The organism is Streptomyces sp. B21-105, from assembly GCF_036898465.1.
In the GTDB taxonomy this organism is placed as follows: Bacteria; Actinomycetota; Actinomycetes; order Streptomycetales; family Streptomycetaceae; genus Streptomyces.
This window is the reverse complement of sequence record NZ_JARUMJ010000001.1, coordinates 982001-1008188: the sequence shown is the minus strand read 5'-3', so window position 1 is coordinate 1008188 and position 26188 is coordinate 982001. Positions and strand designations below refer to the sequence as shown.

At 69.8% G+C, this 26188-nt stretch carries 30 protein-coding genes; 9 read left to right on the top strand and 21 right to left on the bottom strand.

The genetic code is table 11. The features are described 5' to 3' along the window. The first annotated feature begins 17 nt into the window (after nt 1-17). Entirely contained in the window at nt 18-872 is an 855-nt protein-coding gene (locus QA802_RS04240; protein ID WP_334518221.1) for a GNAT family N-acetyltransferase, read from the top strand. Nucleotides 873-1328: 456 nt separating this feature from the next. Here the strand turns inward: QA802_RS04240 and QA802_RS04230 are convergent, their stop codons facing one another. The 4 genes from QA802_RS04230 to QA802_RS04215 form a co-directional block, all read right to left on the bottom strand. Beyond that, nucleotides 1329-2183 (bottom strand): SDR family oxidoreductase, encoded by an 855-nt coding sequence (locus QA802_RS04230; RefSeq protein WP_329407244.1) that lies wholly within the window; start codon nt 2181-2183, stop codon nt 1329-1331. Between the two features lie 20 nt (nt 2184-2203). Further along, nucleotides 2204-3016, bottom strand: coding sequence for a class I SAM-dependent methyltransferase (locus QA802_RS04225; RefSeq protein WP_329407242.1), 813 nt, complete (start codon nt 3014-3016; stop codon nt 2204-2206). A 224-nt stretch (nt 3017-3240) separates the two neighbouring features. Continuing rightward, nucleotides 3241-3630, bottom strand: coding sequence for a hypothetical protein (locus QA802_RS04220; RefSeq protein WP_329407241.1), 390 nt, complete (start codon nt 3628-3630; stop codon nt 3241-3243). A gap of 83 nt (nt 3631-3713) precedes the next feature. Continuing rightward, nucleotides 3714-4718, bottom strand: a complete 1005-nt coding sequence (locus QA802_RS04215) for a DUF3800 domain-containing protein (RefSeq protein WP_329407240.1) — start codon at nt 4716-4718, stop codon at nt 3714-3716. Nucleotides 4719-5121: 403 nt separating this feature from the next. Here QA802_RS04215 and QA802_RS04210 point away from each other — a divergent pair, with 403 nt between their 5' ends. From QA802_RS04210 to QA802_RS04195, 4 genes are all read left to right on the top strand, one after another. Next, on the top strand, nt 5122-5493 hold the full coding sequence (locus tag QA802_RS04210) for an SPDY domain-containing protein (protein WP_057608361.1): 372 nt from the start codon (nt 5122-5124) through the stop codon (nt 5491-5493). A gap of 81 nt (nt 5494-5574) precedes the next feature. Then, complete coding sequence (locus QA802_RS04205) at nt 5575-5865, top strand: hypothetical protein (RefSeq protein WP_061334550.1); 291 nt, start codon at nt 5575-5577, stop codon at nt 5863-5865. Nucleotides 5866-5880: 15 nt separating this feature from the next. Further along, the gene (locus tag QA802_RS04200; protein ID WP_334518217.1) at nt 5881-6699 is read left to right on the top strand and encodes an SPDY domain-containing protein; all 819 of its coding nucleotides are present in this window, start codon (nt 5881-5883) and stop codon (nt 6697-6699) included. A gap of 280 nt (nt 6700-6979) precedes the next feature. After that, nucleotides 6980-7384 carry a hypothetical protein gene (locus tag QA802_RS04195; protein ID WP_061334554.1) on the top strand — a complete coding sequence of 135 codons (405 nt, stop codon included), beginning with the start codon at nt 6980-6982 and terminating at the stop codon, nt 7382-7384. Between the two features lie 90 nt (nt 7385-7474). Here the strand turns inward: QA802_RS04195 and QA802_RS04190 are convergent, their stop codons facing one another. The 10 genes from QA802_RS04190 to QA802_RS04145 form a co-directional block, all read right to left on the bottom strand. Then, the gene (locus tag QA802_RS04190) at nt 7475-8158 is read right to left on the bottom strand and encodes a hypothetical protein (protein WP_329407234.1); all 684 of its coding nucleotides are present in this window, start codon (nt 8156-8158) and stop codon (nt 7475-7477) included. Nucleotides 8159-8237: 79 nt separating this feature from the next. After that, on the bottom strand, nt 8238-8681 hold the full coding sequence (locus QA802_RS04185) for a hypothetical protein (RefSeq protein WP_329407233.1): 444 nt from the start codon (nt 8679-8681) through the stop codon (nt 8238-8240). Nucleotides 8682-9104: 423 nt separating this feature from the next. Further along, entirely contained in the window at nt 9105-10847 is a 1743-nt protein-coding gene (locus QA802_RS04180; RefSeq protein WP_329407231.1) for a relaxase/mobilization nuclease domain-containing protein, read from the bottom strand. Next, a complete protein-coding gene (locus tag QA802_RS04175; RefSeq protein ID WP_334518213.1) occupies nt 10844-11470 on the bottom strand; it encodes a plasmid mobilization protein in 627 nt (208 codons plus the stop codon). The genes QA802_RS04180 and QA802_RS04175 overlap by 4 nt, the downstream gene beginning before the upstream one ends. Beyond that, nucleotides 11467-11703 carry a hypothetical protein gene (locus QA802_RS04170; protein ID WP_266405268.1) on the bottom strand — a complete coding sequence of 79 codons (237 nt, stop codon included), beginning with the start codon at nt 11701-11703 and terminating at the stop codon, nt 11467-11469. Before QA802_RS04170 ends, QA802_RS04175 begins: the two co-directional genes overlap by 4 nt. 85 nt (nt 11704-11788) lie before the next feature. Continuing rightward, on the bottom strand, nt 11789-11980 hold the full coding sequence (locus QA802_RS04165; RefSeq protein WP_057608355.1) for a hypothetical protein: 192 nt from the start codon (nt 11978-11980) through the stop codon (nt 11789-11791). Continuing rightward, nucleotides 11977-13575: a hypothetical protein gene (locus QA802_RS04160; protein WP_334518210.1), complete on the bottom strand. Its 1599-nt coding sequence runs from the start codon at nt 13573-13575 to the stop codon at nt 11977-11979. The genes QA802_RS04165 and QA802_RS04160 overlap by 4 nt, the downstream gene beginning before the upstream one ends. Further along, entirely contained in the window at nt 13572-14213 is a 642-nt protein-coding gene (locus QA802_RS04155; protein WP_329407227.1) for a WhiB family transcriptional regulator, read from the bottom strand. The genes QA802_RS04160 and QA802_RS04155 overlap by 4 nt, the downstream gene beginning before the upstream one ends. Before the next feature lie 155 nt (nt 14214-14368). After that, nucleotides 14369-15085, bottom strand: a complete 717-nt coding sequence (locus QA802_RS04150; RefSeq protein ID WP_329407225.1) for a zinc finger domain-containing protein — start codon at nt 15083-15085, stop codon at nt 14369-14371. Nucleotides 15086-15087: 2 nt separating this feature from the next. Further along, a complete protein-coding gene (locus QA802_RS04145) occupies nt 15088-15978 on the bottom strand; it encodes a helix-turn-helix domain-containing protein (protein WP_329407224.1) in 891 nt (296 codons plus the stop codon). A gap of 853 nt (nt 15979-16831) precedes the next feature. Between QA802_RS04145 and QA802_RS04140 the strand changes: the two genes are divergently transcribed. The 4 genes from QA802_RS04140 to QA802_RS04125 are packed head-to-tail and all read left to right on the top strand — an operon-like array spanning nt 16832 to nt 20498. Next, nucleotides 16832-17299: an XRE family transcriptional regulator gene (locus tag QA802_RS04140; protein WP_329407223.1), complete on the top strand. Its 468-nt coding sequence runs from the start codon at nt 16832-16834 to the stop codon at nt 17297-17299. Between the two features lie 36 nt (nt 17300-17335). After that, a complete protein-coding gene (locus tag QA802_RS04135; RefSeq protein WP_319648343.1) occupies nt 17336-17848 on the top strand; it encodes a hypothetical protein in 513 nt (170 codons plus the stop codon). Continuing rightward, on the top strand, nt 17845-19053 hold the full coding sequence (locus QA802_RS04130; protein WP_334518207.1) for an MAB_1171c family putative transporter: 1209 nt from the start codon (nt 17845-17847) through the stop codon (nt 19051-19053). The genes QA802_RS04135 and QA802_RS04130 overlap by 4 nt, the downstream gene beginning before the upstream one ends. Beyond that, entirely contained in the window at nt 19050-20498 is a 1449-nt protein-coding gene (locus QA802_RS04125) for an amidase family protein (RefSeq protein WP_334518205.1), read from the top strand. Before QA802_RS04130 ends, QA802_RS04125 begins: the two co-directional genes overlap by 4 nt. An 84-nt stretch (nt 20499-20582) precedes the next feature. On the opposite strand, the gene QA802_RS04120 is transcribed toward QA802_RS04125, so the two are convergent. From QA802_RS04120 to QA802_RS04090, 7 genes are all read right to left on the bottom strand, one after another. Beyond that, nucleotides 20583-21431, bottom strand: coding sequence for a hypothetical protein (locus tag QA802_RS04120; protein WP_334518204.1), 849 nt, complete (start codon nt 21429-21431; stop codon nt 20583-20585). Between the two features lie 52 nt (nt 21432-21483). Continuing rightward, nucleotides 21484-22119 (bottom strand): M15 family metallopeptidase, encoded by a 636-nt coding sequence (locus tag QA802_RS04115; RefSeq protein ID WP_329416926.1) that lies wholly within the window; start codon nt 22117-22119, stop codon nt 21484-21486. Between the two features lie 630 nt (nt 22120-22749). Then, nucleotides 22750-23994 (bottom strand): MFS transporter, encoded by a 1245-nt coding sequence (locus tag QA802_RS04110; RefSeq protein WP_334518203.1) that lies wholly within the window; start codon nt 23992-23994, stop codon nt 22750-22752. Further along, the gene (locus QA802_RS04105; protein ID WP_443042261.1) at nt 23991-24413 is read right to left on the bottom strand and encodes an NUDIX hydrolase; all 423 of its coding nucleotides are present in this window, start codon (nt 24411-24413) and stop codon (nt 23991-23993) included. Before QA802_RS04105 ends, QA802_RS04110 begins: the two co-directional genes overlap by 4 nt. A gap of 334 nt (nt 24414-24747) precedes the next feature. Continuing rightward, nucleotides 24748-25011 carry a hypothetical protein gene (locus QA802_RS04100; RefSeq protein ID WP_331733230.1) on the bottom strand — a complete coding sequence of 88 codons (264 nt, stop codon included), beginning with the start codon at nt 25009-25011 and terminating at the stop codon, nt 24748-24750. A gap of 31 nt (nt 25012-25042) precedes the next feature. Next, the gene (locus QA802_RS04095; RefSeq protein ID WP_331733233.1) at nt 25043-25462 is read right to left on the bottom strand and encodes a hypothetical protein; all 420 of its coding nucleotides are present in this window, start codon (nt 25460-25462) and stop codon (nt 25043-25045) included. 26 nt (nt 25463-25488) lie between these two features. Continuing rightward, nucleotides 25489-25977: a hypothetical protein gene (locus QA802_RS04090; RefSeq protein ID WP_319666234.1), complete on the bottom strand. Its 489-nt coding sequence runs from the start codon at nt 25975-25977 to the stop codon at nt 25489-25491. Nucleotides 25978-26188: the final 211 nt, after the last annotated feature.

Here is a 26188-nt window from a genome sequence, read left to right as displayed (position 1 = left end):
ACGCGGGATCATGAGACATGAGTCCGGATGACTGGCACCTCACCGAAGACCTCGACGACTTTCTCGCTCGCGCCGGAGACTTCCTGCAGTCGCGTCCCGCCCTGCACACCGTCCCGCTGACGGTGACCGAGGCACTGCGTACGCGCGGGGCGGACGCGTACGGCGCGGACGCCCCCATCTTCGGCCTGCTGGAACGGGCGGGCGAGGTCCGTGCGACCTTCTTCCGTACCCCGCCCCGCCGCCTGACCCTCACCCCCCTCACCCCCGAAGAGGCCGACAGCCTCGCCGCTCAACTAGCCGGCCTCGGCCATCCCCTCCCCGGCGTCAACGCGGACCACGACACCGCCAGCTTCTTCGCAGAGGCTTGGCAGCGGCGCACGGGCGCGATACCGACGCTGCACGAGCGGGAGCGCCTGTACCGCTTGGGCACGCTCACGCCACCAGAACCGTTCCCTGAGGGCCGGGGGCGAGTCGCGGGCGAGCAGGACCGCGAGCAACTCATGCTTTGGCACCGCGAGTTCGTCACCGACATCGGAGGAGCCCCCTCTGCGGACAACAGCTCGTGGGCGGACACGCGCATCGCCCACGAACGCGTCACGCTCTGGGAAACCCCGGACGGCACCCCCGTCTCCATGGCGGGCAGGACGCCCATGGTCGCGGGCCAGATCCGGGTGGCCCCCGTCTATACCCCGGCACACCTGCGCGGTCGCGGTTACGCCAGCGCCGCGACAGTCGAGGTGAGCCGGGCCGCTCTAGCCGCAGGCGCGGCGGAGGTCCTGCTGTTTGCGGACCTGGCCAACCCCACCAGCAACGGCCTCTATCAGCGGATTGGGTACCGCCCGATTACTGACTTCGCGCTGTACGACTTCTAGCATGCCGCGCCAGAGATCCGGCGAAGAACTCCGGAGCGCCCCGTGGCGGGCACCACAGCGAACACATCTCTCAGCAGGGGACTTCTCCGCCGAACCGCGCTGGACTTCTTCGACGAACTTGCGGCGCAGGACACTAGATCCGCGACTTGCGCAGCGAATGCCACGCAGCTCCCGACAGGGCCAGCGTCGACCGAGGAGCCGAGAGTCGTTCGTGATCGCGGTAGAGCTTCCAGTTGTAGGGAATGAGCGCAAGCTCGGTCGGGCCGCCCTGCACGCAGCCGTCATGTACCCAGGGCTTCGGCGTAGGCGGTAGGGGGACGGAGTCACCAACATCGCCGCTGGCCTCCGCCACGACGATCGAAACCCGAGCCGACCCCTTCAGCTCCCCGGGCTCACATGATCACGAAACAGACGTCAGCGGACTTCGCCGAAGCCCTGCGCGCTGACCTGCGGCGACTAACTTGATTGGCAACGGTGTTGGTGAGGCCGTCCCAGGGCGAGGAACTGGTGCGCGCCGCGCAGCGTGGTGCGCAACTTGCGCTGTGTCGAGCGGCTGTCCAGGCGGATGTCGAGGGGCCCGGGCAGGGGGCTGTCGGCCCGTAGGCCGGCGGGCAGTCGCGATGCGTCGAGTCCGTCGCGTCGGGCGATGAGCACGCCCAGCTCGTGCCGGCTGAGAGCCTGGTTCCCGCCGAGGTGGTGGACGCCGGTCGTGTCGCCCGACGCGAGTTCGAGGAGCGCTGCGGCCAGATCGCTCGCGTGGACCGGGCATCGGAAGTCGTCTGTGAAGAGGACGCCATCGCGGGTGCCGGTGGCCAGTGCGTGGACGGTGCGTTCGTGCTCGGACTGGCCGTCGCCGATGATCAGCGAGGTGCGGGCCACGACGGCGTCCGGATGAAGCAGCAGCACCGTTTCCGCGGCGGCCTTCGCCGCTCCGTACGGGGTGATGGGGTCGGGCCTGCAGTGTTCGTCGTAGGGAACGTGGCTCTTGCCGGAGAAGACGGCGTCGGTGGAGACCTGGATCATTCTGCTTCCGGCCTTCGCCGCGGCGATCGCGAGGCGGACGGGTCCCTCGGCTGTGACTGCCCAGTCGGCCCCGCCGCTCGACGCATTGACGATGACGCGAGGGTTCACCTCGGCCACGACCGCTTCCACGCTCCCGGGATCCCGCAGGTCGAGACTGCGCCAGGTAATCCCCGGAGCACTGCCGGGCCTGGTCGTATAGGTCGCGGCTGTCGGGCGCCCCGCCAATACAGCTTGCCGGACCAGCTCGGTGCCCAGGAACCCGGACCCACCTACGATCAGCAGCGTCATGAGGCGACACCCTAGATCGGTCAGGGCCCGGTGATGGCGAGAATGTGGGCAGAGGCATCGGTGAGGGCCGCGTGCGGTTCCGCGATGCGGGCCGCGGCGAGGGCCGCTTCGTACATGTCCGTGCCCATGAGGTTGGCGCTGGTGTACTTCTCGATGGCCTTGACCGCCACCCAGCCGGGTCCTTCGATTCCGTAGAGGCTGGGGTCGGTAAGTCCGGCCTCCGTGACCTCCGCGCGCAGCTCGGTGGAGGTCTGGAAGTAGGCGACGGTGAAGCCGCGCTGTCCGGCGTAGCGGCCCTGGGCCAGGGTGTCACGGACCCCGTCCTGGATCGCGGACTCGGTGATACCGGTGGTCGCGATGTAGTCGAGGAGGGGCGAATAGCGGGAGATCGCCGCCGCGGCGATGAGTCCGCGAGGCCGGGCCACGCGGGCCGCCTCCGTCAGCGCGGAGATCCGGTCGGTCTTGTCGTGGAGGTGGTAGAGCGGGCCGAGAAGCAGAACGACGTCGTACGTCCTGTCCGCGGCGGTGAGGCAGCGGGCGTCGCCCAGCTCGGCCGTCACGCCGTCGATGGCGGCTGCCTGGGTGACGTGCTTGGGGACGGGGTCCACGACGTGCACCGTGTAGCCGTTGTCGGCCAACCATCGGGCGTGCGTTCCGGGACCACCGCCGACATCGAGCACGCGGGCCGGTGCCGGTGGGAGGTGGCGGCGCAGTAACTCGCGGGTGCGCGCGAACTCCAGGGTGCCTGTGGCGGTGGTCTGCAGCCGTGCGGCTTCGTCGGACCGGCTGTAGAAGTCGATGATCTCCGGGCGCACAGCGGGGTTGCTCGTCATCGGACCGTCCTTGTCAGGAGGGGCTGTCGGTGTCCGGCAGGGTAGGGGAGACCAGGAAGTGATCACTTTGATTTTCGGAGCCCTGTGACGGTCCGGCCCCCACCGCCGCTGCCACAGTGCCAGGGGATGCCTGCGGAGGGTGTGGGGTGGGTGGCGGCCGAAGTCACCGCGAGACGGTCAGGCGGCGGGCTGCCGGCCCTGGTGGTCGAGGTGGCAGCGGGCGGTCAGGCGTCAAAGTTGACTTCGGGGTGCGTGAACCGCACGGGCTTGCCCAGCGACCGGGCGTAGGCGATTTCGGCTCGGGTGCTGTCTCCGATGTAGTCGCCGACTACGAGCACCTCATCAGCGAGCCGGATCTTCGCCCGGTGCAGATCGTCGAGTCGAACCTTCAGCGCCTCGGCCTCGACAGGATCGGACCAAAGTTCGTGCGGCGACTTCATGTCACAGCCCGGTTTGACGACAATCTTTCCGGCTTTGGTCTCCCGCAGATCGGCCTCGTTCATCTCGGTCATGAAGCGGGTGGAGCCGCAGATCGCGACGATACGCGGGAGGCTCAACAGCTCCTTCGCGTCGGCGAGCTTCTCCTCGGGGGTGAGCAGTTGCGGGTATGACACTGGTTCCTCCTGGTGGTGTGGTCCAAGGGCGACTCCGACTTCAGGGGAGCCTGTTCAGATCCTGCAGGCACCCCTCGTCGCCATCATGTCTCTGAGCCCTCCACGGGAGCCGGCCATATGCCGTCGATGAGCCAGGGTCGGACAACCGGCTCCAGGCCGCGGGAGAACTGGTCCCCGCCGCCACCTGCCATCCACTGCGCCCACTGGCGCGTCGCGCCCGCAGCCCAGTCCGCCACCTGGAGCTGCGGGTGGTCCTTGCTGTCCGCGAACTCGATGCCGCCCATGAAGGGGTTCATGAACTCGCCCGGCCGCGCGGGATCGGGGAGGAAGTGCACGGTGTGCAGGCGGGTGGTGTTGCGGTCGACTACTTTCGATGCGTCGTGCACCAGGCGGAACTTGCCCAGGGTCTGACCGAACGTGGTGGCGAGGCAGTACAAGCTTGGGATAGCCGGATCCAGCTCGTCCCGATGCCCCTGGGATGCGATCTCCGCTGCGGTCTCGTCAGCGACGGGCCGGCCGTATTCCAGGACCTCCACGTACTCGGCGAACTGCTGGCTTTGCACGGAGGTCTTGAGGGCGGCTATGGCCGCGTACAGCTCGTCGGTCGTGGCCTTCTGCCGGACCCAGTTCACGAACGCCTGGAGCATCCGGTCGTAGGCGTCCGCATCCCCCATGACCGGGCCGGCCAGGTGCAGCATGTTCGCCAGGGCGAGGGTTTCCTTCCCCTCGTACAGGTTGTAGCCGTCCCGGTGCGCCATGGGTTCCACGATGACGTCGACCATCTTGGTCATCACCATGAATCGCTTGTGGACCAGGTACGTCCGCACGCTCCCCTCGGGCAGGCGCGCGAAGGCGTTCATCAGCGCCTTCCGTCCGCCGCTGGAACCCGCCAACGACGTGTACTTCGGCTCGCGCAGATTGCGCGGGAGCTGCCCACGGACCTCGTCGACGATGGAGGCGGCGAGGTAGTCAGGGAGGTGAACCCCGGCCACCGTGAAGACAGGTTGGTGCGGGTCGAGGAGGTTCTGGCCCGAGTTGGCGGACTCGTCGACGTAAACGACGGGGCGCTCCATGGGTGAAGTGGACATGCATGGAGGATGCCCGCCAGCGTCGGGGCGGGCCAGCCGCAGTCGGCGCTGGCACCCGCGGCGGTCGGCTATCCCCTCAACCTCGATCGTGCCGACCGGTGAACATAGCCACAGGGGAAGCAGTTGTCCGCCGACATCGAACCAGGTCCGTGGAGTTCCTTGCCATCCAACGTAGTCGTCGCAGGTCATAGCGGTGGTGAGCGGGGACGGCCTCACCGACGCCCTTGTCAATCAAGTTAGTCGCCGCAGGTCAGCGCGGGGCGGACGACTGGATTCGCTGTCCAAGGACAGCAGTTCGCCGGGGGCAGACAGGAAAGATCGCGGAATGACTGGCCAACGTGCGTGAGGGCATGTCAACCTAGACGACCTTGCAAAAAACCCCAGGTCAGAGAGGTGATTGCCCGTGACCGTAGCGCCCGTGGGCTCCGGTTTCGCTACCACCGTTGAAGCCCTGCGGCTGCGTGAGTGGCAGCTCGGACCCGGCCAGCCCACGCTGGTGATGGACCAGTTCTCCGCAGAGGACTTCCACCTGATTGTGGACGACCGTGCGGACGTGCACGTCAGCTCGAAGGACGGCCGGTTCTACCTCGGCTGGTTCCCGCTCGGCCGTCCCGGTACGGACGGTGAGGGATGGAAGATCGCTGTGTCCGGCACGGCCAAGGTGCGTGGTTACCACCTGTCGTTCGACATCGAGACGCCGGCCGACATCGTCGCCGCCGCCGTGGCGCGTGTGCTGGAGACCTCACGTCGTGTACGACAGCGCGCCCACGAGTAATTCTCGCCCGGGCGGCCGGTCAGATGTCGGGCCCCGCCCTTTTCGCCGCTCACTGTTTCCGCTCACCCCAGGAGGCTGTTCGTGACGACCCCGGAGATGACCGTCGGTGATCTCATCGACCTGCTGTCCGCCTGCGACCGGGATACTCCGGTCCGACAGGCCATGAACCCCTTCTTTCCGATGGCGCACCGCCTGGCGCAGGTCGTGCAGTCCGTGGATGAGACCGGCCGGACCGTCGTCTACCTCGCCGAGGGGCGGGACGAGGACGCACAGCTCGGACATCTGCCGCCCGAGGTCGCCATCGCCCTGACCTGGCAGGGCCCCGTCCAGGCACCCCCGCGCCGCCCCCGCCGCCGTGCCGGCGGCAACTAGACCCGCACCGACCCCTTGGAGGCGCCCCTGTACCCCGACTTCCCGCCCGACCCGTCCATTCCGCCCGGCGGCCAGCCCGCGTTCTGGGTCGGCCCCCGGCATCTGGCCGGTGACGACGGGTGCCTTTACGACGGCGTTGCCGACACGCTCTCCGGTCTGGGCTGGACGAGCCTGACGATTGTCCGCGGACGTCATGAGCCGGACGAGGAACCCCAGGACCGCCAGGTCCTGCGCAGCACCGTTCTGCACATCAGCTCCGACACCCTCCGATGGGCGCAGTGGAGCCTGGCGGACGAGCCGTTCCACCTGGGAGACCTGCCGATCGCCTGGCAGATCTCCGCCCGCGCGGACACCAGCAGCCCGCTCGCGTCGTGGTCGTGCTACTTCACCACCGACGTCCCAGGCGAGGCTGTGGCCGACTTCCTCGTCGCGCTCGACGCCCGAGACCAGCCCGCCGTGCCGTTCGCCGGACCCGAACTGGTCCTCGACGCCGTAGCCGCACACGGCTGGCTCCGCGACATCGACCAGCCCGACGCGGCAGCGACAGACCCGACGTTCACCTCGCACATCAGCCTCGGCGAGGTACCGCCCCTCATCCAGGACGCCGACCCGCGCGCCCTGACGACCGAGGCCGACGAGCCAGGACCAGTCGGATGGCAGGCATGGGCCGAGCCCGCGCTCGGCGCCCCCTGCCTGTGGGCGGCCTCCTTCGGAGCCAGCGCCCCGCACGACCTCGTGGCAGCTTTCGCCACTTCCCTCAGCTCGACCGCACCGGTCCTGCGCCGGGTGCTGCCCGAGGCCACCCGGGAGCGACTGCTGCGGGCGTCGGCCTAGCCATCGACGGCGCACCTAACCAGACGGAAGAAACCCGGTCCCCGAACAGGGGCCGGGCTTCTGGTATTTCCCTCCGGGGCTCGGGCGAGCCATCGAGTCGGAGGACGGCGACCGGGGCGACGAGTACAGGGTGTCGGGCCTGCCCGGCACCGGTGATCGTCTCCGGCCCCAAGGCGGGGAAGTGCGGTGAAGCGGGGGTCTGCTCGGTGTATTGAAGCGGATCGGGTGATGTCGGTTGATTGCCTGACAGGTAGCGGCTGGGTCCGATAGATGTGTGCACATGGACGACTCCACGCCTGGTGAACGCACTCCCGCAGATGGCGAGCCCGCGCCCTCTGACGAGAAGTCGAAGAGCTGGTACGCGAAGCACAAGCCGAAGATCCGCGTCATGGGCGGCGTGACTCTGAGCGTAAGTCTGGCCGTGGTCGCTTACCTCGCAAGGCAGGGCTCCACAAGGCATGAGGTCGAGGACATCGCGGATTACGAACCGGCCTCCGACGATGAAGCTACGGAGCAGCCTCGCCAGTCCTCGCCTGCCCCTGACCGCGACCCCTTCCTCCGAAGGCTCCCTCCCGGGCAGCACGCCAGCGAAGAGGCCAAGGCGAGGTATAGGGAGTTGACGGGGAACGAGCTTCCTGACGGTTACACCGTGGTTCGCCGGTGGATGTACGGAACCGCAGCCTGACCATCGCACTGGTGTCCGTCAAAGCGGAACAAGCACAGCACTGCTGCCCGCGACCGTCCTGGTCGGGGGCAGCAGTGGTGTCGGGGCCTGTCAGCTGGCTGCCGTGGCCTTGGTGAGGGCCTTGTCGAGGTGGTGGTCGACGAGGGCCGGGGAGCCGGAGACGATCAGCAGCAGGCTGCCGTCGCGGATCGCGGTCTGCTTGACCACGGTGCTCCGTCCTCCGGCGGAGAACGTCAGGAGCTGGCTCCACTGCTCGTCACCGAGGCCGTGGGGCGCGGGCAGCTTCTGCGAAGCGATGTCGATCGGGGTGCCGCCCGCGACGACCTGGTAGGTAGGGCATCCGGTCATGGCGTCGAAGATCCGGCCGATGCCGTCGGACAGCTTGGTCGCGCCGTCGCTGTACAGCTCCTCCGAGAACTCCGAGGAGCTGCCGCCGTAGGTGAAGGCCGTCTTCGCTTTGCGGGGGAAGGTGAGCGTGGCGCCGGTGGCCGCGTCGCCGCCCAGTTCGCTCAGGGCTGGGCAGCCGATGACGGTGACGTCGTCGTGGTGGGCGGGGCGCTCCGGATTGCGCAGGTAGCCGCTGCCGAGGTCGCGCTGGTCGAGCAGGCGCGTCTCCAGCGCGGCCGACGTCAGCGGAGCAGCCTGGGTTGTGTCGGCCGGCGACCCGGTACGGGCGGTGGCGTGCTTGGCGCCGGTGGTGTCGGTGGAGCAGGCGGACACGGTGAGGAGGGCGGCGGTGATGCCGAGGACGGTGGTGGCGACGCGAACGCGCATGACGGAACTGACCCCTTGGTGCTGGACGATGGGTGGTCAGTGCGGGCCCGGGGGCCCGGTGGGGTCGTAGGAGTGGAGGTCAGTGCCCGAGGTGGCGCAGGCATTCCTCGAACGTGGCGTGCGTCGCGTCCGCCGGTCCGCGGTTCCGGTTGAACCAGGCGGTGTCGAGGCGGGTTTCCTGCTGCTGGTGGCCGACCCGGCACCGCAGCCAGATCTGGTCGCGGGTGGAGAGGATGAGCCAGTCCCGGTACGCGCCGCACTCGGCGCAGGCGACCATCTCGCCGTCGAGGACGAGCGGCTGCTTCCACGGCATCATGGTGCCGTCGACCTGGTCGTGGCTGGGTACCCGCAACTCCGGCGGAAGGAAGTCGTCCACCACCGCGGTCGGCTCGATGTGTTCCGGCTCGGCCGGCGGCACCCCGATCCCGGGCGGGACCTCGTTCTGCAGCCGCGCCGACAGCTCGAAGAACCGTCGCTGTTCCTCGCTGGGCTCCTTGGCCCGGCGGCGTATTCGCTGAAACACCCTGGCGTCCTCCTGTGCCTCGTCCTGCTCGCTTCATGATCGTGCCGTACGCCCCTGGCGGTTTCAATTCACAAAGTCCACAGTCGCCTTCGAGCAGGTCATCAGGCGTTTTCCGCCTCCTGGGGGCGCGGATGACGAGTGGGCACGGCGCGTGTCTCCGAGCGGATGAGTGCTGTCCCCTCGGCGTGCCCGAACACGCCACGTCGGCTTCGACCGCCCAACTTCGCGTCGCCAACTGGCTCGAGTCGCCGCACCTGCGCCCTTGCGTTCCTCCTGAGTGTGCGCAGCGCCCGTGACCCACAACGCGGGCCTGAACGCCGCCGGGGTCCGCTGTGGCGTATGGCCATGCTGGGTCGCGAGCGGGGCGGTGGCGGTACGCCTGCTCCTGGTCGTGCGCTGAGGCTGCACCCCGGCTGGCAGGGCTCACCGGGCTTTGCCCGATGTCTCCTCCCCGCTGCGGCGGCGGCCGGGCGCGGAAGTCTGGGTGGCCGTCCTGCGCGTTGCGGACTGGACCCCAGCGGCGCCGCTCTCGGACAGGGGCGAGGCGTCGGCGGGCAGATCGGCCGTCCGCCGCATCCGCCACACCAGCACGTCGCTCACCGACTCCGCGGTGCCGAGTTCACGACGCCCGACCGCAGCGGACAGAAGAGCGGCGGGATCGTGGCCGGCGGCTTCGGCTTCCGCGATGGTCGCGGCCAGGGCGTACCAGCCGGGCTCGGCGAGGATCCGCTCCGCGAGCCCCGGCAGCGCTTCGCGCAGCAGCACGGTCCGCCGCTGGAGCACCGGCCGGCTCAGACGTCGGCCCCGCTGGTAGAGCACGCCGAGCGGCTGAGCGGCGGCGGCCCGGTAGGCGGTGCGCAGATGCCCGGCCGCCTGGGCGGCGGCTTCGGCCTGCTGGGCATGGCCCTTTCTCGCGTGCCAGTGGGCGGCGGCGGTGATGAGGAAGAACAGCATGTCGATCGCCATCGCGGTGGTGGCACCGTCCTCACCACGGCCGAGGGCGGGCCCGCCGTGGACGAGGTCGCGGGCGGCCTGCCGCATCGCGCGGTCGTGCCCGCGTACGGCGCGCACGTGGGAGCGGGAGGCCCGCTCGAACGCTGTTGCGGCGTCTCGCAGTTCGCGGCGGGTGTGTGCGGCGGAGGTCTTCGCGAGCGCGTCCAAGACCTCGCCGGCGGCGGCGATGTGGGCGGCGGCGACCGCGTCGTCGCCGTGCTCGACGATGAGCACGGCCTGCCACGCGGCCGATGCCGTCCCGCGGCGGGCGGAGGCCGGTGCACCGGGCCCCGTACGGACCATGTCCTCCTTCCGTGGAGTCGGCTCGGCCCCGGTGCCGCCGGACCAGCGCTCCCGGATCCGGGGCAGCGACAGGTCGGGGGCCAGGCGCGCGCCGGGGTAGAACACCGGCTCGCCGTCCTTGTTCAGGTCGTCGGGCAGAGCGACCTTGTATCCGAGGAGGTCTCCGGAGGGCGCGGCGCGCTTACGGATCAGGAGACCGGCGGCGGCGAGCCGGTCGAAGAACTCCTCGTCACTCCTCGCACCGGACACCGCGCGCCGTACCGTCTCGCGCAGCTCCTCGCGGGCGGTGCGCTCGCGACCCTGGCGTTCGGCCTTGTGGCGTTCGGCGCTGGTGGGCCGCTGGGCGGCGGTGCCGTCGCCGGAGGCGACCTGGTGGAGGCCGAGTTCCTTCTCGATGAGGCGGCACTCGGCCTGGGCGCGTTTGCCGGAGCGGAAGTCGTCGGGGCGGCTGCCGTCCTCGCACACCAGGGTGGCGACGATGTGGATGTGGTCGTCGGCGTGGCGTACGGCGGCCCAGCGGCAGCCGGGCTGCCCGTCGCCGGGGTCGATGCCGGTGGCGGCCACGATCCGCCGGGCGATCTCACCCCATTCCTCGTCGGACAGGATCCGGTCGTCCGCCGTCGCGCGCACGGAGGTGTGCCAGACGTGCTTGGCCGGGCGGGCATGCTTCGGCAGGGCCATCACGGGCTGGTCCAGGAGCTGCTGCAGGTCTTCGAGGGTGGCGTTCGGGTCGCGGCCGGGGTCGGGGGCCATGCCGTCGAAGGAGGCCACGAGGTGGGGGTCGGTGTGGTCCTCGTACTTGCCCGTGTCGTAGAGGTACTTGAGGAGGCCGAAGGTCCGTGATCCGAGGTTGTTGACGCTGGGGATCATGCGCCGTGGCGTTCGATCAGGCGTGTGGCGGCTGCATGCGCGGTGTCGGCGGCCCGCCGTACGGCGGCGACGGCCGCATCGAGCTGGGGAGCGTCCGCGCCGGAGTTGAGTGCCTTGACGGCCTGGTTGAGGTTGCTGCCGGCCCAGCCGAGCCGACGCCGGCTGTCGAACAGGGCTGTGATCACTTCGCGTTCGTCGGCTATCTCGGCGCTGGTTCGGTCGAGGTCGCGGGCTGCGGCGAGCGCGGCGCGGGCGAGGAACCCGGCGACGGACAGGTTGCATCGGGCGGCGGCGGACTTGATCAGCGCGAACTCTTCTTCGTTGAAACGAGTGTTGGGCTGGTGCAGGCGCTTCGTGGCGCGAGGCTGACGCGGACGCTGACGAGCGCGCACAGCGCGCTCGCGGTGGCTGCGGCTCTCGGTCGGCCTCTTCTCCTGTCCCGGCTTCGATCCGCCCTCGGTCGAAGCCTCCTGGACCTGCGCCCCCCGGTGCAGGTCCTCCCCGTCCCACTTGGGGGCGGGGTTGGCGGAAGCTACGCTTCCGCCCCAACCTGCTCGCCCCGAGACCGAGTTGGAGTCGGGATCAGGTTCCGGGGCGGTGCCGTTCTTGCGTGCGTTCGTCATCGGGATTCGGGCCTCGTGGAGCGGGTGCGCTGCTGGATGGTTGCGGCCAGCGCGAGGACATCGGCCGGGCCGGCAAGGACGCCGACCGGTCCGTCGGGGCGGTCCTGGACGAGCCACTGCCCGGTCGGCGTGAGGACGACGGCGTGTAGGAGTTGCTGGCGGACCAGGACGTCCGCCCAGGCATCGGCCTCGGTGACGGTGGGCTCGGAAGAACGAGGGGGACGCGGAATCACGGCGTACCTCCTAAGCGGGACGGTGGCCCGGCACGGAGCCGGGCCACGTTTGCGGATACGTGCTTTGAGCTGGGGTTTTGCCGGTTCAGCCGCACTCGGGGCAGCGCCCGACGTGGCTGTTGAGCGCGCGGGCCATCCGCTGTTTCGCGGAGGCAGCTTGCTTCGCGCTGGACTTCGCTGCCGGCCTGCCCGCGTGCCGCTCGGAGTGAGCGAGCATGAATCCGATCTCTCGCTCGTACTCAGCGCGGACGGTGTCGAACTGGTGGCAGGTCTTCATCGGGCGGTGCTCCTCGTCGTCGTGATGTCCTCGTTCCGCAGCTCCTGGAGGACGAGGCCGAGTCGGTCGTTCCCGACACCTGTCAGGCCCTGGCGGCGGATGATTTCGCGCAGCTGCACCCGGGTGATCGCTCCGTTGCCGTCCCGCTCGAGCAGGGCGGGAACGTGGGGGCGTACCTCGTGGACAAGCCGGCGTTCGGACTCGCCCAGCTCGCGTGCCGGGCGCTCCGTCTGCGGAGAGCGGGACCGGGCACGCTTGTCCTTGTTCTTCGTCCGGGACTTCCTGGCCGGCTTCCGACGGAGTGGGACCTTGTGTCCTCGGTTCTGGGTGGTCCCGGTCCCGGTCCCGGTCCCGGTCTCGGTGGCGGTCGGTCCTCGGTCCTCGGTGCTCTCGGTCCCCGACTTCGCGAGGCTCGGTCCCCAATGAAAATCTGGGTCCTGAGCTGCTACTTCTCGCGCGTTGCGGTCGGTCCTCGTGGCCGCTGTGTCCCGCGCTGCGGCTTCTGGATCGGCGGGACCGGTCCCCGGGACCGCGCCGTCTTCAGGGGAATTGGTCCCCGCGGTCGCTCCCGTTTCGTCGCCCTCGGTCCCCGCGCCGACCTTGGCTTCCGGGTCTGCCTCCTCGGGGATCGGTCCCCGAGGAGTCCTCGGTCCCCGGTCCGGGACCGGCTCGTCGGAACCGGGGACGGGGACCGGCATATTCGATGTCGGCTGTGCGGGGACCGTGGCCGCCGATGCGCTGCTGTGCGCAGGGGACCAGGGAGAAGGGAGCGGGACCGTGGCGAGCGCGAGCGCGTGTCGCCGGGCGGCGAGCTGGTCGAGCAGCTGTGCCCGCTGGAGGGGGTCGGTGCCGACCGAGGCCCTGCCGACCGCCTTCGACAGGCGTCGGGTCAGCCGCCGGCCGCGACGGTTTCGCTGCTGCTCGGGTGTGCGCTCGGCGAGGCGGGCGGCGAGGGTGACCGCACGGGCGGTAGCCCGGTCTCGGGTGATCTGCGCGGCGTCGCGGTCTCGCGCGGCGATGCCCAGGCGGGACAGCAGCCGCTCGCGTGCCTCCCGGCCCAGGACGGCGATCAGTCCGTTCGAGGCGGCGCCGGGGGTGCGCAGCCGCAGTTCGATGCCCATGGCCAGGTGCCACAGCATCGCCGCCATGACAGGTCCGACGAAGGCCCGGACGGTACCGCCGATGGGGCCGCTCTCGGCGTAGGCGGGGATCACCTGCACCGTGGTGATCACCCAGACCAGCGTGCCCGGCAGTCCAGGGGCGCCCTGGACGGCGAGGTTCTGCCGGGCCATCAGCGCGGTGGCGAACAGGGCGAGTTCGGCGGCGGCGAACATGCCGGCTCGCTCGGCGGTGCCGGCCATGTCGAGGTAGTCGGCCGCGAACCGCCACGAGGTGTCGGCGCTGTACGCGGTGCAGCCCAGGGCGGCGACGGCGGCGACCTTGACCGCGGGGCCGCCGAGACGCTTCTGCGAGCGAGATCCCCAGCGCCGGATGGTCCAGGCGGTCAGCACGAGCGCGAGGGCGGCGGGCACGACGGCGGCCAGGAGGAGAGGTAGGTCCGAAGTGGCACCGAAGGCGAGGACGGGGTGGGTCATGCTGCCTTTCCGAGAGGGGCGGGCGCCGGGTTCGACGCTGCCGGGCGGCCTGTCGGCTGCTGAGTGACGGGAGCTGCGGGCGCGGGGGTGCCCTGGGGCTTGGGGGCCTTCTTCCGCTTCTTCTTGGGGCGGGGCACGCCGTAGTTGCGGTCGCGGTCGAAGACCTTGTTGGCGGCCTGCCGGAGCAGGTCACGGGCGTGCTTGGGGCTGATCTGCAGGGCGGCGGCGAGCCGGTCGGGCCGCCAGCCCCGGACGTAGGCGTGGTCGATGGCGACCTGCCGCTCGGCCTCGGTCAGGTGCACATCGCGTCCCTGGAAGAAGGCGGTCACGCGCCGGTAGTCCAGGCGCTGGTGCAGGTTGTCGTGCAGCGGGCGCCGCTCGGCTTCGGTCAGGCCGCCCCAGATGCCTTCCTTGAGGACGTTCTCCAGGGCGAAGTCCAGGCACTCGCGGCGTACGGGGCACCAGCCGCACAGCTCCTTCGCCTCCGCGATCTCCTCGTGGTCCCGAGGCCCGGGGAAAAAGACGGTTTCGGCGTCCTCGACGTCCATGCCGTGGCACGCTCCGCGGGTGTGCCAGCTGGTGTCTCCGATGCCGCGCAGGCCCGTGGCCGGGGCGTCGTGGGTGGTGATGTGGCGCAAGGCGGGTCTCCGATGTGCTGCCGCGCCGACCGACGGGCGCGTGCTCGGCGGGTGCGGCGTCGGGTGCCGGCTGCGGCGCGTGCGCCGCAGCCGGTGCGGGACGGTGGCGTCGGGTGGCGGTGCAGCGGACGGGGTGCACGCGCCGGGTACGCCGGTCAGGTCAGGGCGGCCTGCTGGGCCTGCTCGGGGCGCTGGGCCTGCAGGGCGGCGGCGAGGTCGAGGCGGCCGGGGTGCGGGGTCGCGCGCGGGGCGGTTCCACGAGCTCCGCTGTCGGGACCGATCCTCCGCCGACGGCACGGCTCGCCGGGCTGGGCCAGGCACCACTCGCACCGCACGCTCAGGGCGTCGGGCTGCCCCTGCGCGACAGCGGCCTCTCGGGCTGCGCGGGCGGGACGGTAGGGCGCGAGGGCCGCTCGGGTGGCGGGAGGTATGCAGGAGCCGATCTCCCGCAACCGCGCCTCCAGCTTCGGGTCGACTCCGTCGCGACCGCTGGTGATCGCTCGGGCCTGCGCGGGCTGGGCGGTACCGGCGGCGACGGCGCGGCGGGTGCCGGCCAGCTCGGCGGTCCAGGCGGCCTGGTCGTCCGGGTCGACGGACGGTGTCGGGTCGGAGTGCCTCGCCAGGCGGTCGCGACGGTAGCTCTCCCAGGGACGGGCCAGGTCCGCGGGCAGGATCTGGTACGGCGAGGTGCGGATGTGCTGGCGGGCTGCAACGCGGACGTCCCAGCCGTGCGGGGTGGCCATCGGCACGTCGCCGAGCAGTTCGTGCCACTGGGCGAGCTGGTCCCGCGCCTCGCCTTGGTCGGTGCGGATGGTGCGGGGGTCGAGTCGGCCGATGTAGGCCAGCAGAGCGGCGATTTCGCGGCGGTCCACGGTCAGCCCTCCGTTCCGGTCGGCTCGTCCAGGGCGGCCAGCAGGGCGGCGGTGTGGGCCTGCGTCCGCGTCATGCCCCCCGGTGCGGCGGTGTTCTTGCCGGGCACGGCGTAGAGGTTCGGTCGGCTGGGGGCGTGCTCCCGGGCGACCCAGGAGCGCCAGTCGGCAGCCCAGGCTTCCGCCGCCCTCGGGGTGTGGCCCGCCCGGTGGGCACGCCACTTCGCGTCGGCGGCTCGCAGACCCTGCTCGCCGAGGCGGTCGAGGTGTCCCTGCTGGCGGGCCCAGGTGTGGGTGGCGGGGTCGACCTGCCACTCGGCAGCCGAGAGGACGGCAGCACCACTACTGCTGTACCTCCGGTTCAAATCAGGTTCACTACGGTTCTGTGTGCCGGTAGCCGGTACATCGCCGTGCCGGTGGCCGGTACGTCGCTGTGCCGGATTCCGCCTCGACCTGCCGGTTTCCGGTACTGCCGGTTTCCGGACCCTCGCGGGGGATTCCGGCACCTCACGCGGGCGGATTCCGTACCGCCGCAGAGCCGAGAGCCGGAGCTTCGCGGGGCCGGCGGGCTCCTCTGCCACCGCCATGTCGCTGCCCTCCTGCTGGCACTGGGTCTGGGCGACGGCTTCGGCGGCGAGAGGCATGCGGTAGACCGTGCTGCGCTGCGGGCCGACGAGGTCGTCGAGCTGTTCCAGCTCGCCGGCCAGGAGCAGGCGCTCGACGGCTTCGCGCACCGTGGAGACCGAGGCGCGGGTGCGCTTGGCCAGGCTGGACAGCGAGGCCCAGGAGATGCACTGCTCGTCGGCCACCCGGTCGGCGATCGACAACAGGACCAGGCGCGCGGCCCCTCGGCTGGAGCTGTGCTCCCACACCCACTCGCGGGCTTCGCTGCTCATCGGCCGCTCCCGAGGAGCGGGCGGGTCAGGCGGCTCGCCGGGGCCAGGATGGTGCGGTCCGGCTCGGGGCGCTGAGGCGCCGAGGTGGAGGTGGCTGCCGCGCAGGCCAGGCGGAAGGGCCTTTTGCGCAGGGCAGGAGGCATGCGATACTCCCATTTGCAGTGTTGCCACGCTGGTGCGCCCGTCGGAAGGACTCAGCGTGGTGATGGTGGGCAATCGCCGCCCTTGCCGGGGCGGGTATGCCGCTTAGCGTTCGGCGTCCGTGAGTTACCGCTCCCGGGCGCCGTCGCTGTTTGCGGACCTTCGCGGTCCGGTCCGTGCTCGCGGTCTCCTCACGTTCGTCGCCGCAGGCGGGCTGCCCGGGGACGACGAACATACGCACGGACCCGCGTCAAGATCCAGACTTGGTCCTTAAACTCTGTACTGGTTGCAGAGAGTCACCGAATGATCGGGTGCCGCAGCTGTCCGCACAGGGCCTGCCGGGGTGCTTCCTTGCGTTGAAGCACACCGTTGCGGCGGTTGCCCCGTACGCCGAGAGCGTGCCATTGTGTCCGAATTGGAGCAGGAGTCTGGCATTCCCCGCAGCAGAAATGCGATGTGGATGAGGTGTTTCCACGGTCGCCTCCGCGCTTTCCGATCGAAGATCAAATACGGCCTGCCAGACGCGACGTATGTCGCTGGACGAATGTGGCTTGCGCCACGTCGCCCCGCGTACTCCTGCCGGTAGAAACGGACAGGCCGACCTGAAACGGGCGGTACGTGCCACGCGGAAACGTGCTGGTGAGGAAGAACTTTCCATACGCGGGATCACGCCGTCAACTCATGTTTATGGCGAGGTAGGGTGGCTGAAGTGATGACGAAGTCCACCCAGGAAAGGATCATGAAAGAGTCGACCGAAGGTCAGGTGAACCCCAAGGGGCTCATGGATCGCCTTAACCGCCTGTTCGACACGGTGCACCCGCCCGACCGCGGCCCCTTCAGCAACGCTGAAGTGGCCGAACTCATGGAGAAGCGTGGGCTGGGCAAGCTGTCGGCGCAGTACCTGTGGCTTTTGCGGACCGGGCAGCGCGATAACCCGACGAAGCGTCATCTCGAAGCGCTCGCAGGGTTTTTCGGTGTGGATCCCGCTTACTGGTTCGATGACGCCGTCGCCGAAAAGACAGTGCAGGAGCTTGAGTTGCTCGCACTGCTTCGCGACGCAAAGATCAAGAACGTTCTTCTTCGCCTATCCGACGTCTCGGCGGACGGAAAGGATGCCGTCCTGGGAATCGTCGAGAGCGTACGAAAATCCGAGGGGCTGCCACCCTCAACTGGCGTGTAGAACGGCCATAGTTCAGTAAGTGATCAAGGAAAAGCAATGTGGTCCGCACGTAGGCTGCGCCGGCCCGACCTCTTGGCCGAGCTGCAGCTCCCGCACGTCACCAATATCCGCGATCTCAGCGACGAGGTCTCTCGCCGCACGGGAAGAACGGTGGTCCTAGTGCCCCGAGAGCAGGCGCCCTCGGTGTGCGGGGCCTGCGCCGTCACGGAGAGTGCCGTCCATGTGTTCTACGACCCACGGACCAGCGTCCTGCACCAAGACCACATCATCGCCCACGAGTTCAGCCATCTGCTGCTCGGCCATCACGAGAACCGCCCGGCGTCCGCGCTCTCCTCAACGGTCTTCACCAGCGTCGGCTCAGCCACCGTGCAGATGATGCTGGGCCGCACCAAGTACGACGAGGACGAGGAGCGGGACACCGAACAGCTCGCCTCGCTGCTTCAGCGTCAGATCATTGACCGGTGGCTGCGCAGCGACGAGTCCTCCGGGGATGAAGTGCAGGACCGGGTCACACACACGCTGCTGCGCCGACGGGAGGCCCGGCCGTGAAGGACCTGCTCCACCCGATCAGCCTCGTCGTCGCGACTCTCGGCTTCCTCTGCCTCCTGCGGGACGTGCCCACCCGGCGCCGTGACCCCGCCTCGGCCGCGCTGGCCGCCGTCTTCCTGCTGTCAGGGCTCTCGTTCCTGTTCTCCATCACGCCGATGTGGAACTACCTCGACCGTGTGCTTGGCACGGTCAACATCTCCGTGCCCCTCGCGCAGGGCTGCGTGGTCGCGCTCCTGGCCTGCCAGCAGGTGGTCCTCACCTACTGGGGATCCCCGCCTGAGGCAGCCCGCCGGCGCAGTCGCCGCTGGCTCTGGGCAGGCTTCGCGGTGATCGCCGGGCTACTGGTGCTGTTCGCCCTGCTGACGCCCAGCGCGCCGCACCCGATCGACTTCACGCTCTACTACGCGCACGACGACTGGTACGCCGCGTACCTCACCCTGTACGTCACGGCCTACACCATCGGCGAAGTCTTCCTCGCCCGCGCCTGCTGGCGCCTGGCCCGCCGCAGCACTCGCGGGTCCGTCCGCGTCGGCCTGCGCATCGTCGCCCTCGGCGCGACCGTCACCCTCGGATACAGCGCCGTCCGCATCGGCAACGTGATCGCCGGTGCCTTCGATACCTCCCTCGCGGAATGGGAGGGCTTCGCCTGGACCTGCGGCGATGTCGGCGCCATGCTCACGCTGATCGGCTGGCTTGTGCCCACGATCAGCGACCAGGCCCAGAGCGTCCGGTACCGGATCAAGCAGTACCGCAGCTACTACGGCCTGCGCCCCCTGTGGCTGGCCTTCTACAGCGAGGCCCCGGAGATCGAGCTGCCGATCGACAGGGTCGACCCGGCCCAGAGACGCCGCTTCCGGCGCATCTCGATCCGGCTCTACCGCCGAGCCGTCGAGATCCGGGACGGCCGCTTCGTGATCCGCCGGTACCTCGACGCCTCCGTCCGCGAGGCCAGCGAAGCCCGTCACCGAGCCCGGGGGCTTCACGGACAGGAGCTTTCCGCTGCCGTCACGGCGGACCAGATCCTCGCCGGAATCGCCGCCCGGGCCGCAGGCGCCCGCCCAGAGCCTGACCAGCTCACCGAGTTCGCCGACTCTGAACGCCAGACCACCAGGCCCATGGACGACATCGACGCTCTCCTCGACGTCGCGCGCCACCTGCCCCGCCAGCCCGCACGAGCCCCCCACCTTGAGCGAGTCTCCGCATGACGAACGACCTCACCCATCAGCCCGCCCACGTCCAGCTCCAGGCCCTGGACCGCGGCAAGATCTCCAGCCGCGAACTGCTCGACATCCACCTTGCCCAGATAGACGCCAGCCAGATCAACGCTGTCGTCACCCGCGACGACAGCGTGTCCCGAGCCGCCGCGCACGCGGCCGACGAACGCCGCGCCCGCAACGAGAGCACCGGCATCCTCGACGGGCTTCCCCTCACGATCAAGGACAGCTTCGAGACGGTCGGCCTGCGTACTACCAGCGGCGCCGAAGACCTCGCCGACCACGTTCCCGCACGCGACGCTGACGCGGTCGCCCGGCTCCGCTACCAGGGTGCCGTCATCATGGGCAAGACCAACACCCCGGCGTACTGCCAGGACCTTCACACCGACAACGCCCTGTTCGGCCCCACGCTCAATCCGCACGACCCCAAGCGCACGACCGGCGGCTCCTCCGGCGGCCCCGCCGCAGCAGTCGCCGCATACCTGACCCCCGCCGACCTTGGAAGCGACCTCGCCGGCTCCCTGCGGCTCCCCGCTCACTACTGCGGCGTCTACGGCCTGCGCCCCACCCACGGACTCGTCCCAGCCCGCGGCCACATCCCCCGACCGCCGGGATGGATCACCAGCAGCGACATGGTCACCCCCGGCCCCCTCGCCCGCCACCCCCGCGACCTCGATCTGCTCCTCGCCGCGCTGACGACACCGTCACCCGACGAGAACACCCCCTGGAGCGTCACGCTGTCCACGGCGCAGCGCCCGCTCGGCCAACTCCGTGTAGCGGTGTGGGCCGACGACGCAAGCGGCCCCGTCGACCGCAACACGGCCGACGCTCTCGCCGCCCTCGAAGGGACACTCGCCTCCTCCGGCGTCAGTGTCCACCGGACCGCGGGGCCGGTGGGCTTCGCCGAGTCCCTCCGCCTCTTCGAACAGCTCCTCCACGCCACTACGACGGCCACCACCGACGATGACGCCGGAGCGGCCGAACTCGCCGCCGCCCGTGACCTGCACACCGACGACGCGAGCCCACGGGCCGCCATCCTCCGCCACCGCACGCAGACACACCGCACCTGGCTCCGCGCCAACGAGGAGCGCCTCCGGCTCCAGCAGACGTGGCACCGGTTCTTCGCTGACGGCCAGTACGACGTCCTCATTACGCCCGCCGCTCCTACTGCGGCAATCCCGGCCGGGAGCCGTTCTCTCACGGTCGACGGCGTCGAACGGAGCTTCTTCGAGCAGACCGGCTGGGCCAACCTCACCAGCCACGTCGGTCTGCCCAGCCTGGTCATGCCTATTGCGCACGGCGCCGACGGCCTCCCGATCGGGGTGCAGCTCGTAGGACCGGCCTATTCGGACCGGACCTTGCTCGTGATGGCCGAGCACCTGGCGCCCCTGCTCGGAGGGACGGTCGAGGGTGTCATCGCACCATGGAGCGGATGACCTCTGCGTCACCGTTGTAGGTGACTGCGCCTTCAGCGTCGGTAGGCGGTTCGAACCGAGGAAGAAGTCGGCACTCTGGGCGGCTCACTCCCGGGGAACGGGCACGCCGGTGAGTGATTTGGCATGGAGCCTGAGCGGAGTAGCCAGTTCCGGGTGACCGCCGCGATGCACGACTTGCAGGAGTTGGCCCACGGCGACGAGTTCGCCGACCCGGCCCTCGGGCGAGTTCAGCGTGCTGTGGAACTCCTGGCGGATCCGGCGCGCGGTGGCAGGGCAGGTGAGGCTGTAGGCGTGCAGGAGGCCGGCGTCGAAGCCGACCGGCATGCGCCCCCAGCCCTCCCAGTCGAGGAGCACCAGCGGTGGCCCGGTGATGTTCGCCCAGTGCAGGTCGCCATGCCCGGTCTGCGTGGCGGTGATCTGGACCGGCGGGATCCCGAGGAACCGCCTGAAGCTCTTGTCGACCCATCCCTGCCGGACGGCGATCCGTGAGGTGGGCGTCGTCGATGTGTGAGCGAGCGCCTTCTTGAGGTCGTGCCACCACGCGTCCGGAAGATCCACCTCGCGTGTCAGCACGGGGCCGCCGGCCTCCAGGGGCCGGGTGGGAACGTACTCGGTGAGTTCCGCCCGGTAGGCGTGCTCGCCGGCTGTCCAGTCCAGCACGTGGTGCAGGGCTGGGCGGGGGACGCCGCGGGGCAGTGCCGCCTGCGCGGTCGCGGTCCCCTCCAACAGATGCCCGCCCTCCTTCTCCAGGGGCGAGCAGAGCAGGCGGAGCCAGTACCGGTCGGCCCGTCTGCTGAGTGTGCGTCCCTGCCAGCCCCACACGAAGGAGCCGGAGGCCGTGACGTTCAGTGCGCGGGCCGCCGCGGCGTGGGCGCGCACCATGCGCTCGTGGTCGATGCGCTGGGCTGGGGCGGTGAATACGGCACCCGTCATCTCGGGCTTCCTTCCCGGATCGTTACTGTCCGGCAACCGTGGCGCCTGCGGCTCAGGCGGGGTCGCGTGGGCCGTAGAGGGCTGTCTGCTGACTGGAGTGGAGCGCCCAGTACCGGTCTCCGTAGCTGAAGTGCCACCATTCCGTCGGATAGTTCACGAAACCGGCTTCCGACATGGCGCGGCAGAGCGTCTCGCGGTGAGCGCGAGCCCTTGGGTTGATCGGTTCCGCGTGGGTGTAGCAGTCGCCGCCGCTCTCCTCCGGGGAGGCGTTCATCCTCGTGCCCATGTCCACTTCCTGGCCGTCCTGATCGGCGAGGGTGAGGTCGACAGCCGCTCCGGCACTGTGCGGCGCGATCTGCGGCGGAGAGACGTAGCGGCTCGCGGCCTCGTGGATGAGACTGTCGCTCCAGCCCGGGTTCGCGTGACGCAGCTCGGTCGCGTACTCCTGGAAGTAGGCGCGCTGGAGCGTGGGGGGCCGGTAGCCCTCGACGATCAGCAGCCGGAGCCCTGACGGCAAGAGCTGCTGGGCGTGCTGGAGGCGGTCGAGAGCCCCCTGGCGCAGGTGCGCGTAGTGGCCGTTCGGGTCGTGCTTGCGCTCATCGACGAGGAATGCGCCGGATACACGGATATCGACGAGGTCTTCGCCGCAGTCCTGGACGGGGATGGCCGCGACGCGGGGGTCGGACATCAGGACGATGCTCAACTGCTGCTCCCTGGAGTGGGTGTGTCGGACGGTGGATAGCGGTGGCACGATGCTGTCGCGCGCCCGGAGGTGCTCTCGGATGGGGAGCGGGTCAGGATGTCCCGGGTGAGGACGGTGCTGGGAAGTGGGTCATGCGCATCAGTGCGGGGTTGCTCGCGAAGCCGAGGCCGGCGTACAGCGGTGCGGAGCCTTCACTGGCGTAGAGCTCGCAGAGGGTGACGCCGTCTCGTTCCAATCGGTCGAGGAGGGCGGCGAGGGTGGCTTTGCCGCATCCGCGGCGTCGAAGGCCGGTTCGGTGGCGACGGCGTGTATGTGTGCCGCGCGGCCCTTGGCGTAGTTCGGGGCGGGCAGTACAGGGTGGATGAGGCCGAGCGAGCAGGATGCGAGTCCGCTGGTCGGGGCGTCGATGACGTAGGCGCGGGCATCGCCGCCGGGCGCCAGCCGCTCGGCCAGCATCGTGGCGCAAGGGGGCTAGCCAGTGATCGTCGAGAGGCTCGGACAGGATGAGGTCGGAGCGCAGGCGGGCTATCTCGGCGGCGTCATCCGCGGTGGCCAGGTGTGCGCGTTCCATGGGTATCTCCTTGTGGTGTGCGGCCCGGGTCCGGGTGGGCTTGGTCAGGCGGTAGGGGCGAGGCGCAGGGCGCGAATTGGTGTGAGGGCGAGGCGTATTGGTGGCAGGAGGAGCAGGCATGCGCCGATGGCCAGGGTGGTGCGCAGGCCCAGGGCGGTGCCGGCGTAGCCGGCGAGGAGGGCGGCGAAGGGGCGGAGCCCGAACGCGGTCCATTGGCCGGTTGCTTGCATGCGGCCTTGCATGTCGGGTGAGCAAGCGCGTTGGCGCACGGTGCGCTGGGTCAGTCCGTGGGTGACCGCGCCGAAGAGCTGCGCGAAGAGTCCGCAACCGATGGCGAGCTGTCCGGCGGCCCCCGGGTGGGCCAGCAGGAGCGGCAGTTGGCTGACCGGGGCCAAGGTCAGCGCGCTGATCATGACGGGGCCCGCTCCGTAGCGATCCGTGAGGCGGGGTGTGGTCAGCGAGGCGAGGAACCCTCCGCTCGCCCCGATGCTCATGACGAGGGCGAACACCTGCGGTGACCAGTGGAGTTGGCGGACCAGGAACACAATCCAGATCGCGTTGGTTCCGGCCAGGACGGTGGAGGTGATCGCGTTCGTGGTCACGAGCGGGCCGATCACGGGGTGGCGCCAGGTGTAGGCGAGGCCGGCCCGGATCTCCCGGCGCAGTGACGGGGTTTCTGCGCGCGGGTGCGGGGCGGCCTCGGGGGTGCGGATGCGCAGGGTGCACCAGGCGGTGACGAGGTAGGAGGCGGAGTCCGCGACGACCGAGCGGGCGGCGCCGATCACTCCGGTCAGTGCTCCTGCGAGGGCCGGGCCGCCGATGTCGGCCAGAGTGTTGGCGCTGGCCAGTTTGGCGTTGGCTTCCAGAAGCCGGTCCGTCGGCAGGAGCTGGGGGATGTAGGACAGGCTCGCCGACATGCCCACCACATGGCAGGAGCCGACCACGAAGGCTGCCCCCCACAGCTGGGCGAGCGTCAGCCTGTCGCAGGCGGCTGCCAGGGGAATGGATCCCATCACCACTGCGCAGACCAGGCTGGTGGCGACCATCAGGGGGCGCTTGCGGACGCGGTCGCACCAGGCTCCGGCCGGCAGTGAGAACAGCAGGGGCGGCGTCTTCTGTACGGCTGCGAGGATGGCGGCTTGCCACGTCGTGGCGTGCAGCGTGATGACTGCGACCAGTGGGATGGCCACAGAGCTGAGCGAGGAGCCGAGCACGTCGCTGGCCTGGCCCGTCCAGTAGAGGCGGAAGTCGCGGTGCCGCCACAGGCTCGTACGCGGGGGCGGGTTCATGTACCTGCGCGTCCCGAGTCGGACGAGGGTGTCGTATGGCGGACGTAGGGGGTGAAGTGCGCCGGGGGATGGTCGATGGGCAGGTCGGGGCGCCAGGCGGCGAGGATCTGGGCGCTGCACTCGAACAGTCCGTCGGGCAGTTCGTCGAGCGGCCACCAGGCCCAGTCGCCGATGCTCTCGTCCGGCTGGGTATCGGGTTCACCCTGCCAGGCGGTGACGAGGGCGCCCACGGTGACGCGTACGACGTCTCCGACGCGATCGACGAGGGTGCCCAGGAGGGCGACGTCCTCGGGACGCGCGGACAGGCCGGCCTCCTCGGCCAGCTCACGCATGACCGTCTCCTCCAGGGATTCGCCTGCCTCAACGGATCCGCCCGGCGAAGCAGGCGGGTTCGTTGATTTCTGGCCGGTGAGTCGCAGGAACCGACGCGTGAGTGGTTCACCGACAGCTATGAGTACGGCGGGTTTTCGGCCGTTGCTGCGATGTGTCTGAATCGACCGGCGATCGGGACGTCAGATCGCGGACGGCCGCCAGTGCCGTGTTGGGGAGCTTCTGGCCTCGCGTCAGGGGCCGATCCGGCGGGCTTGTAATCGCAGGCGTGATGTCCCGGAATCGGACCAGGTCGCTGACACAGCAGCCGTGACTCAGAGATATCTTGCCCCTCCTGTCAAGATCCTTAACAGCCGCTCCACCCCGAAACGCCAGTGGGGCTCCCCGCCCACAAGAACGGGGAGCCCCACCTGTCTGCGCCGGTCAACCGGCCATGGCCGCCATGACCAGCGCAATAGCCGCACCGCACAGCAGCACCGCAAGCGGCCATGCCAGTCGGCCGCGCCCGGTACGCCTGCGCCATAGCACCAGCCACAGCGCACACGCCGCTACGAACACGACCGTGACACCGCTCAGCTCGCCCTCCCTCCACGCCACCCGCACGGCGTCCGGGTCAGCGCCCCATACAAGGAGCGCAACGAGGACGCCCACGGTCAGCGCACACACCGCTTCCAGCAGCCTGCTCATGCGGCCCTTCTTCTCCGGAATGTCCCTCAGGTCACTGCGCGGGCGGAACGGACGGCTCGACCTCGATGGTCTCCGTCTTGCGGCCTTCTGCGTCCGTGCTCGTGGACCGCTTCTCCCCGGCCCGGGGGCCAGCCAGGGGCGCCTGGGGCGCTCCGGGCTCCGCTAACTTGACGCGCGTCTCGACCATGAGGGGGTTGCCGTTTTCGTCCTTGACGACCTTGCCGTCCGGCCCCATCAGCGGCATCTCTTCGGGCATCTTGGACTCGTCCACCGTGCCGTCAGGGTTGACCCACTCCGGGGTCGGCGGAGCCGGCGGCACCGCGGCCTTCTCGCTCTGCCCGCTGTCGGCGGAGCGGGGCGACTCGTCGGCGGAGGCGTTCACTGCCAGGGTGCCCAGCAGCAGCACGCCGGCCGCCGCTGTCACAGCGAGGGATACACGGGTCTTCTTCATGTGCGGTGTCTCCAGCTTCTTGCAGGTTAGTTCTCGATGATGTGCTGTCCGGACCAGATGGGGACGTTGCCCCCGTACCAGGTGCCGCCGTAGTAGACGTTGCTCCCGGCCTTGGTCGCGTAGTAGCCCCAACCGCAGGGCGACACGACCCCGAAGTCGTAGTTGAGTTCCATCCTGGAGGTCTCGGTGGTGTTGGCGTAGCCGCTCCAGGTGCCATCGGGGTTCTGGGTGCCCATGAGCTGCCGGCACACGCCCCACTGGGTGCCGTCCCAGTAGAAGTACTGAAAAGCGGCCTTAAGGTTGCCCGGGGGCCGGTTCCAGACCAGGATGCACGCCTGGGAGAAGGGAATGCCGGAGGAGGCCAGCCCGTAGGCCCTGGCGTAGCCGCCTCCGCTGCCGTGGGAGACCTCCGAGTAGGTGTACTCGCACTTGGAGGAGTCGCTGTTGGACCAGACCTCGTCGGACTGGTACACGTAGTGCGCCTGGGCGGCGGTGGCGGTGGTGAACACCAGCATCAGGGATGCGCCGAAGGCGAGCAGGGCGCCGAGCGGCCGGGTTAATCGGCGTCTTGCCCGCGGCGCGGGGTGTCGGGTGGATTTCACATGGATCCTTTTCTCTAGTTCGTGCACGGCTAGTGCGGGCCGCTAGTGCAGGCCCGCACACGCGTCTGACCCTATGTCATGCCCACGCCCGACTGGGATATTTGTTTGATTTCGGGGGTGTGGG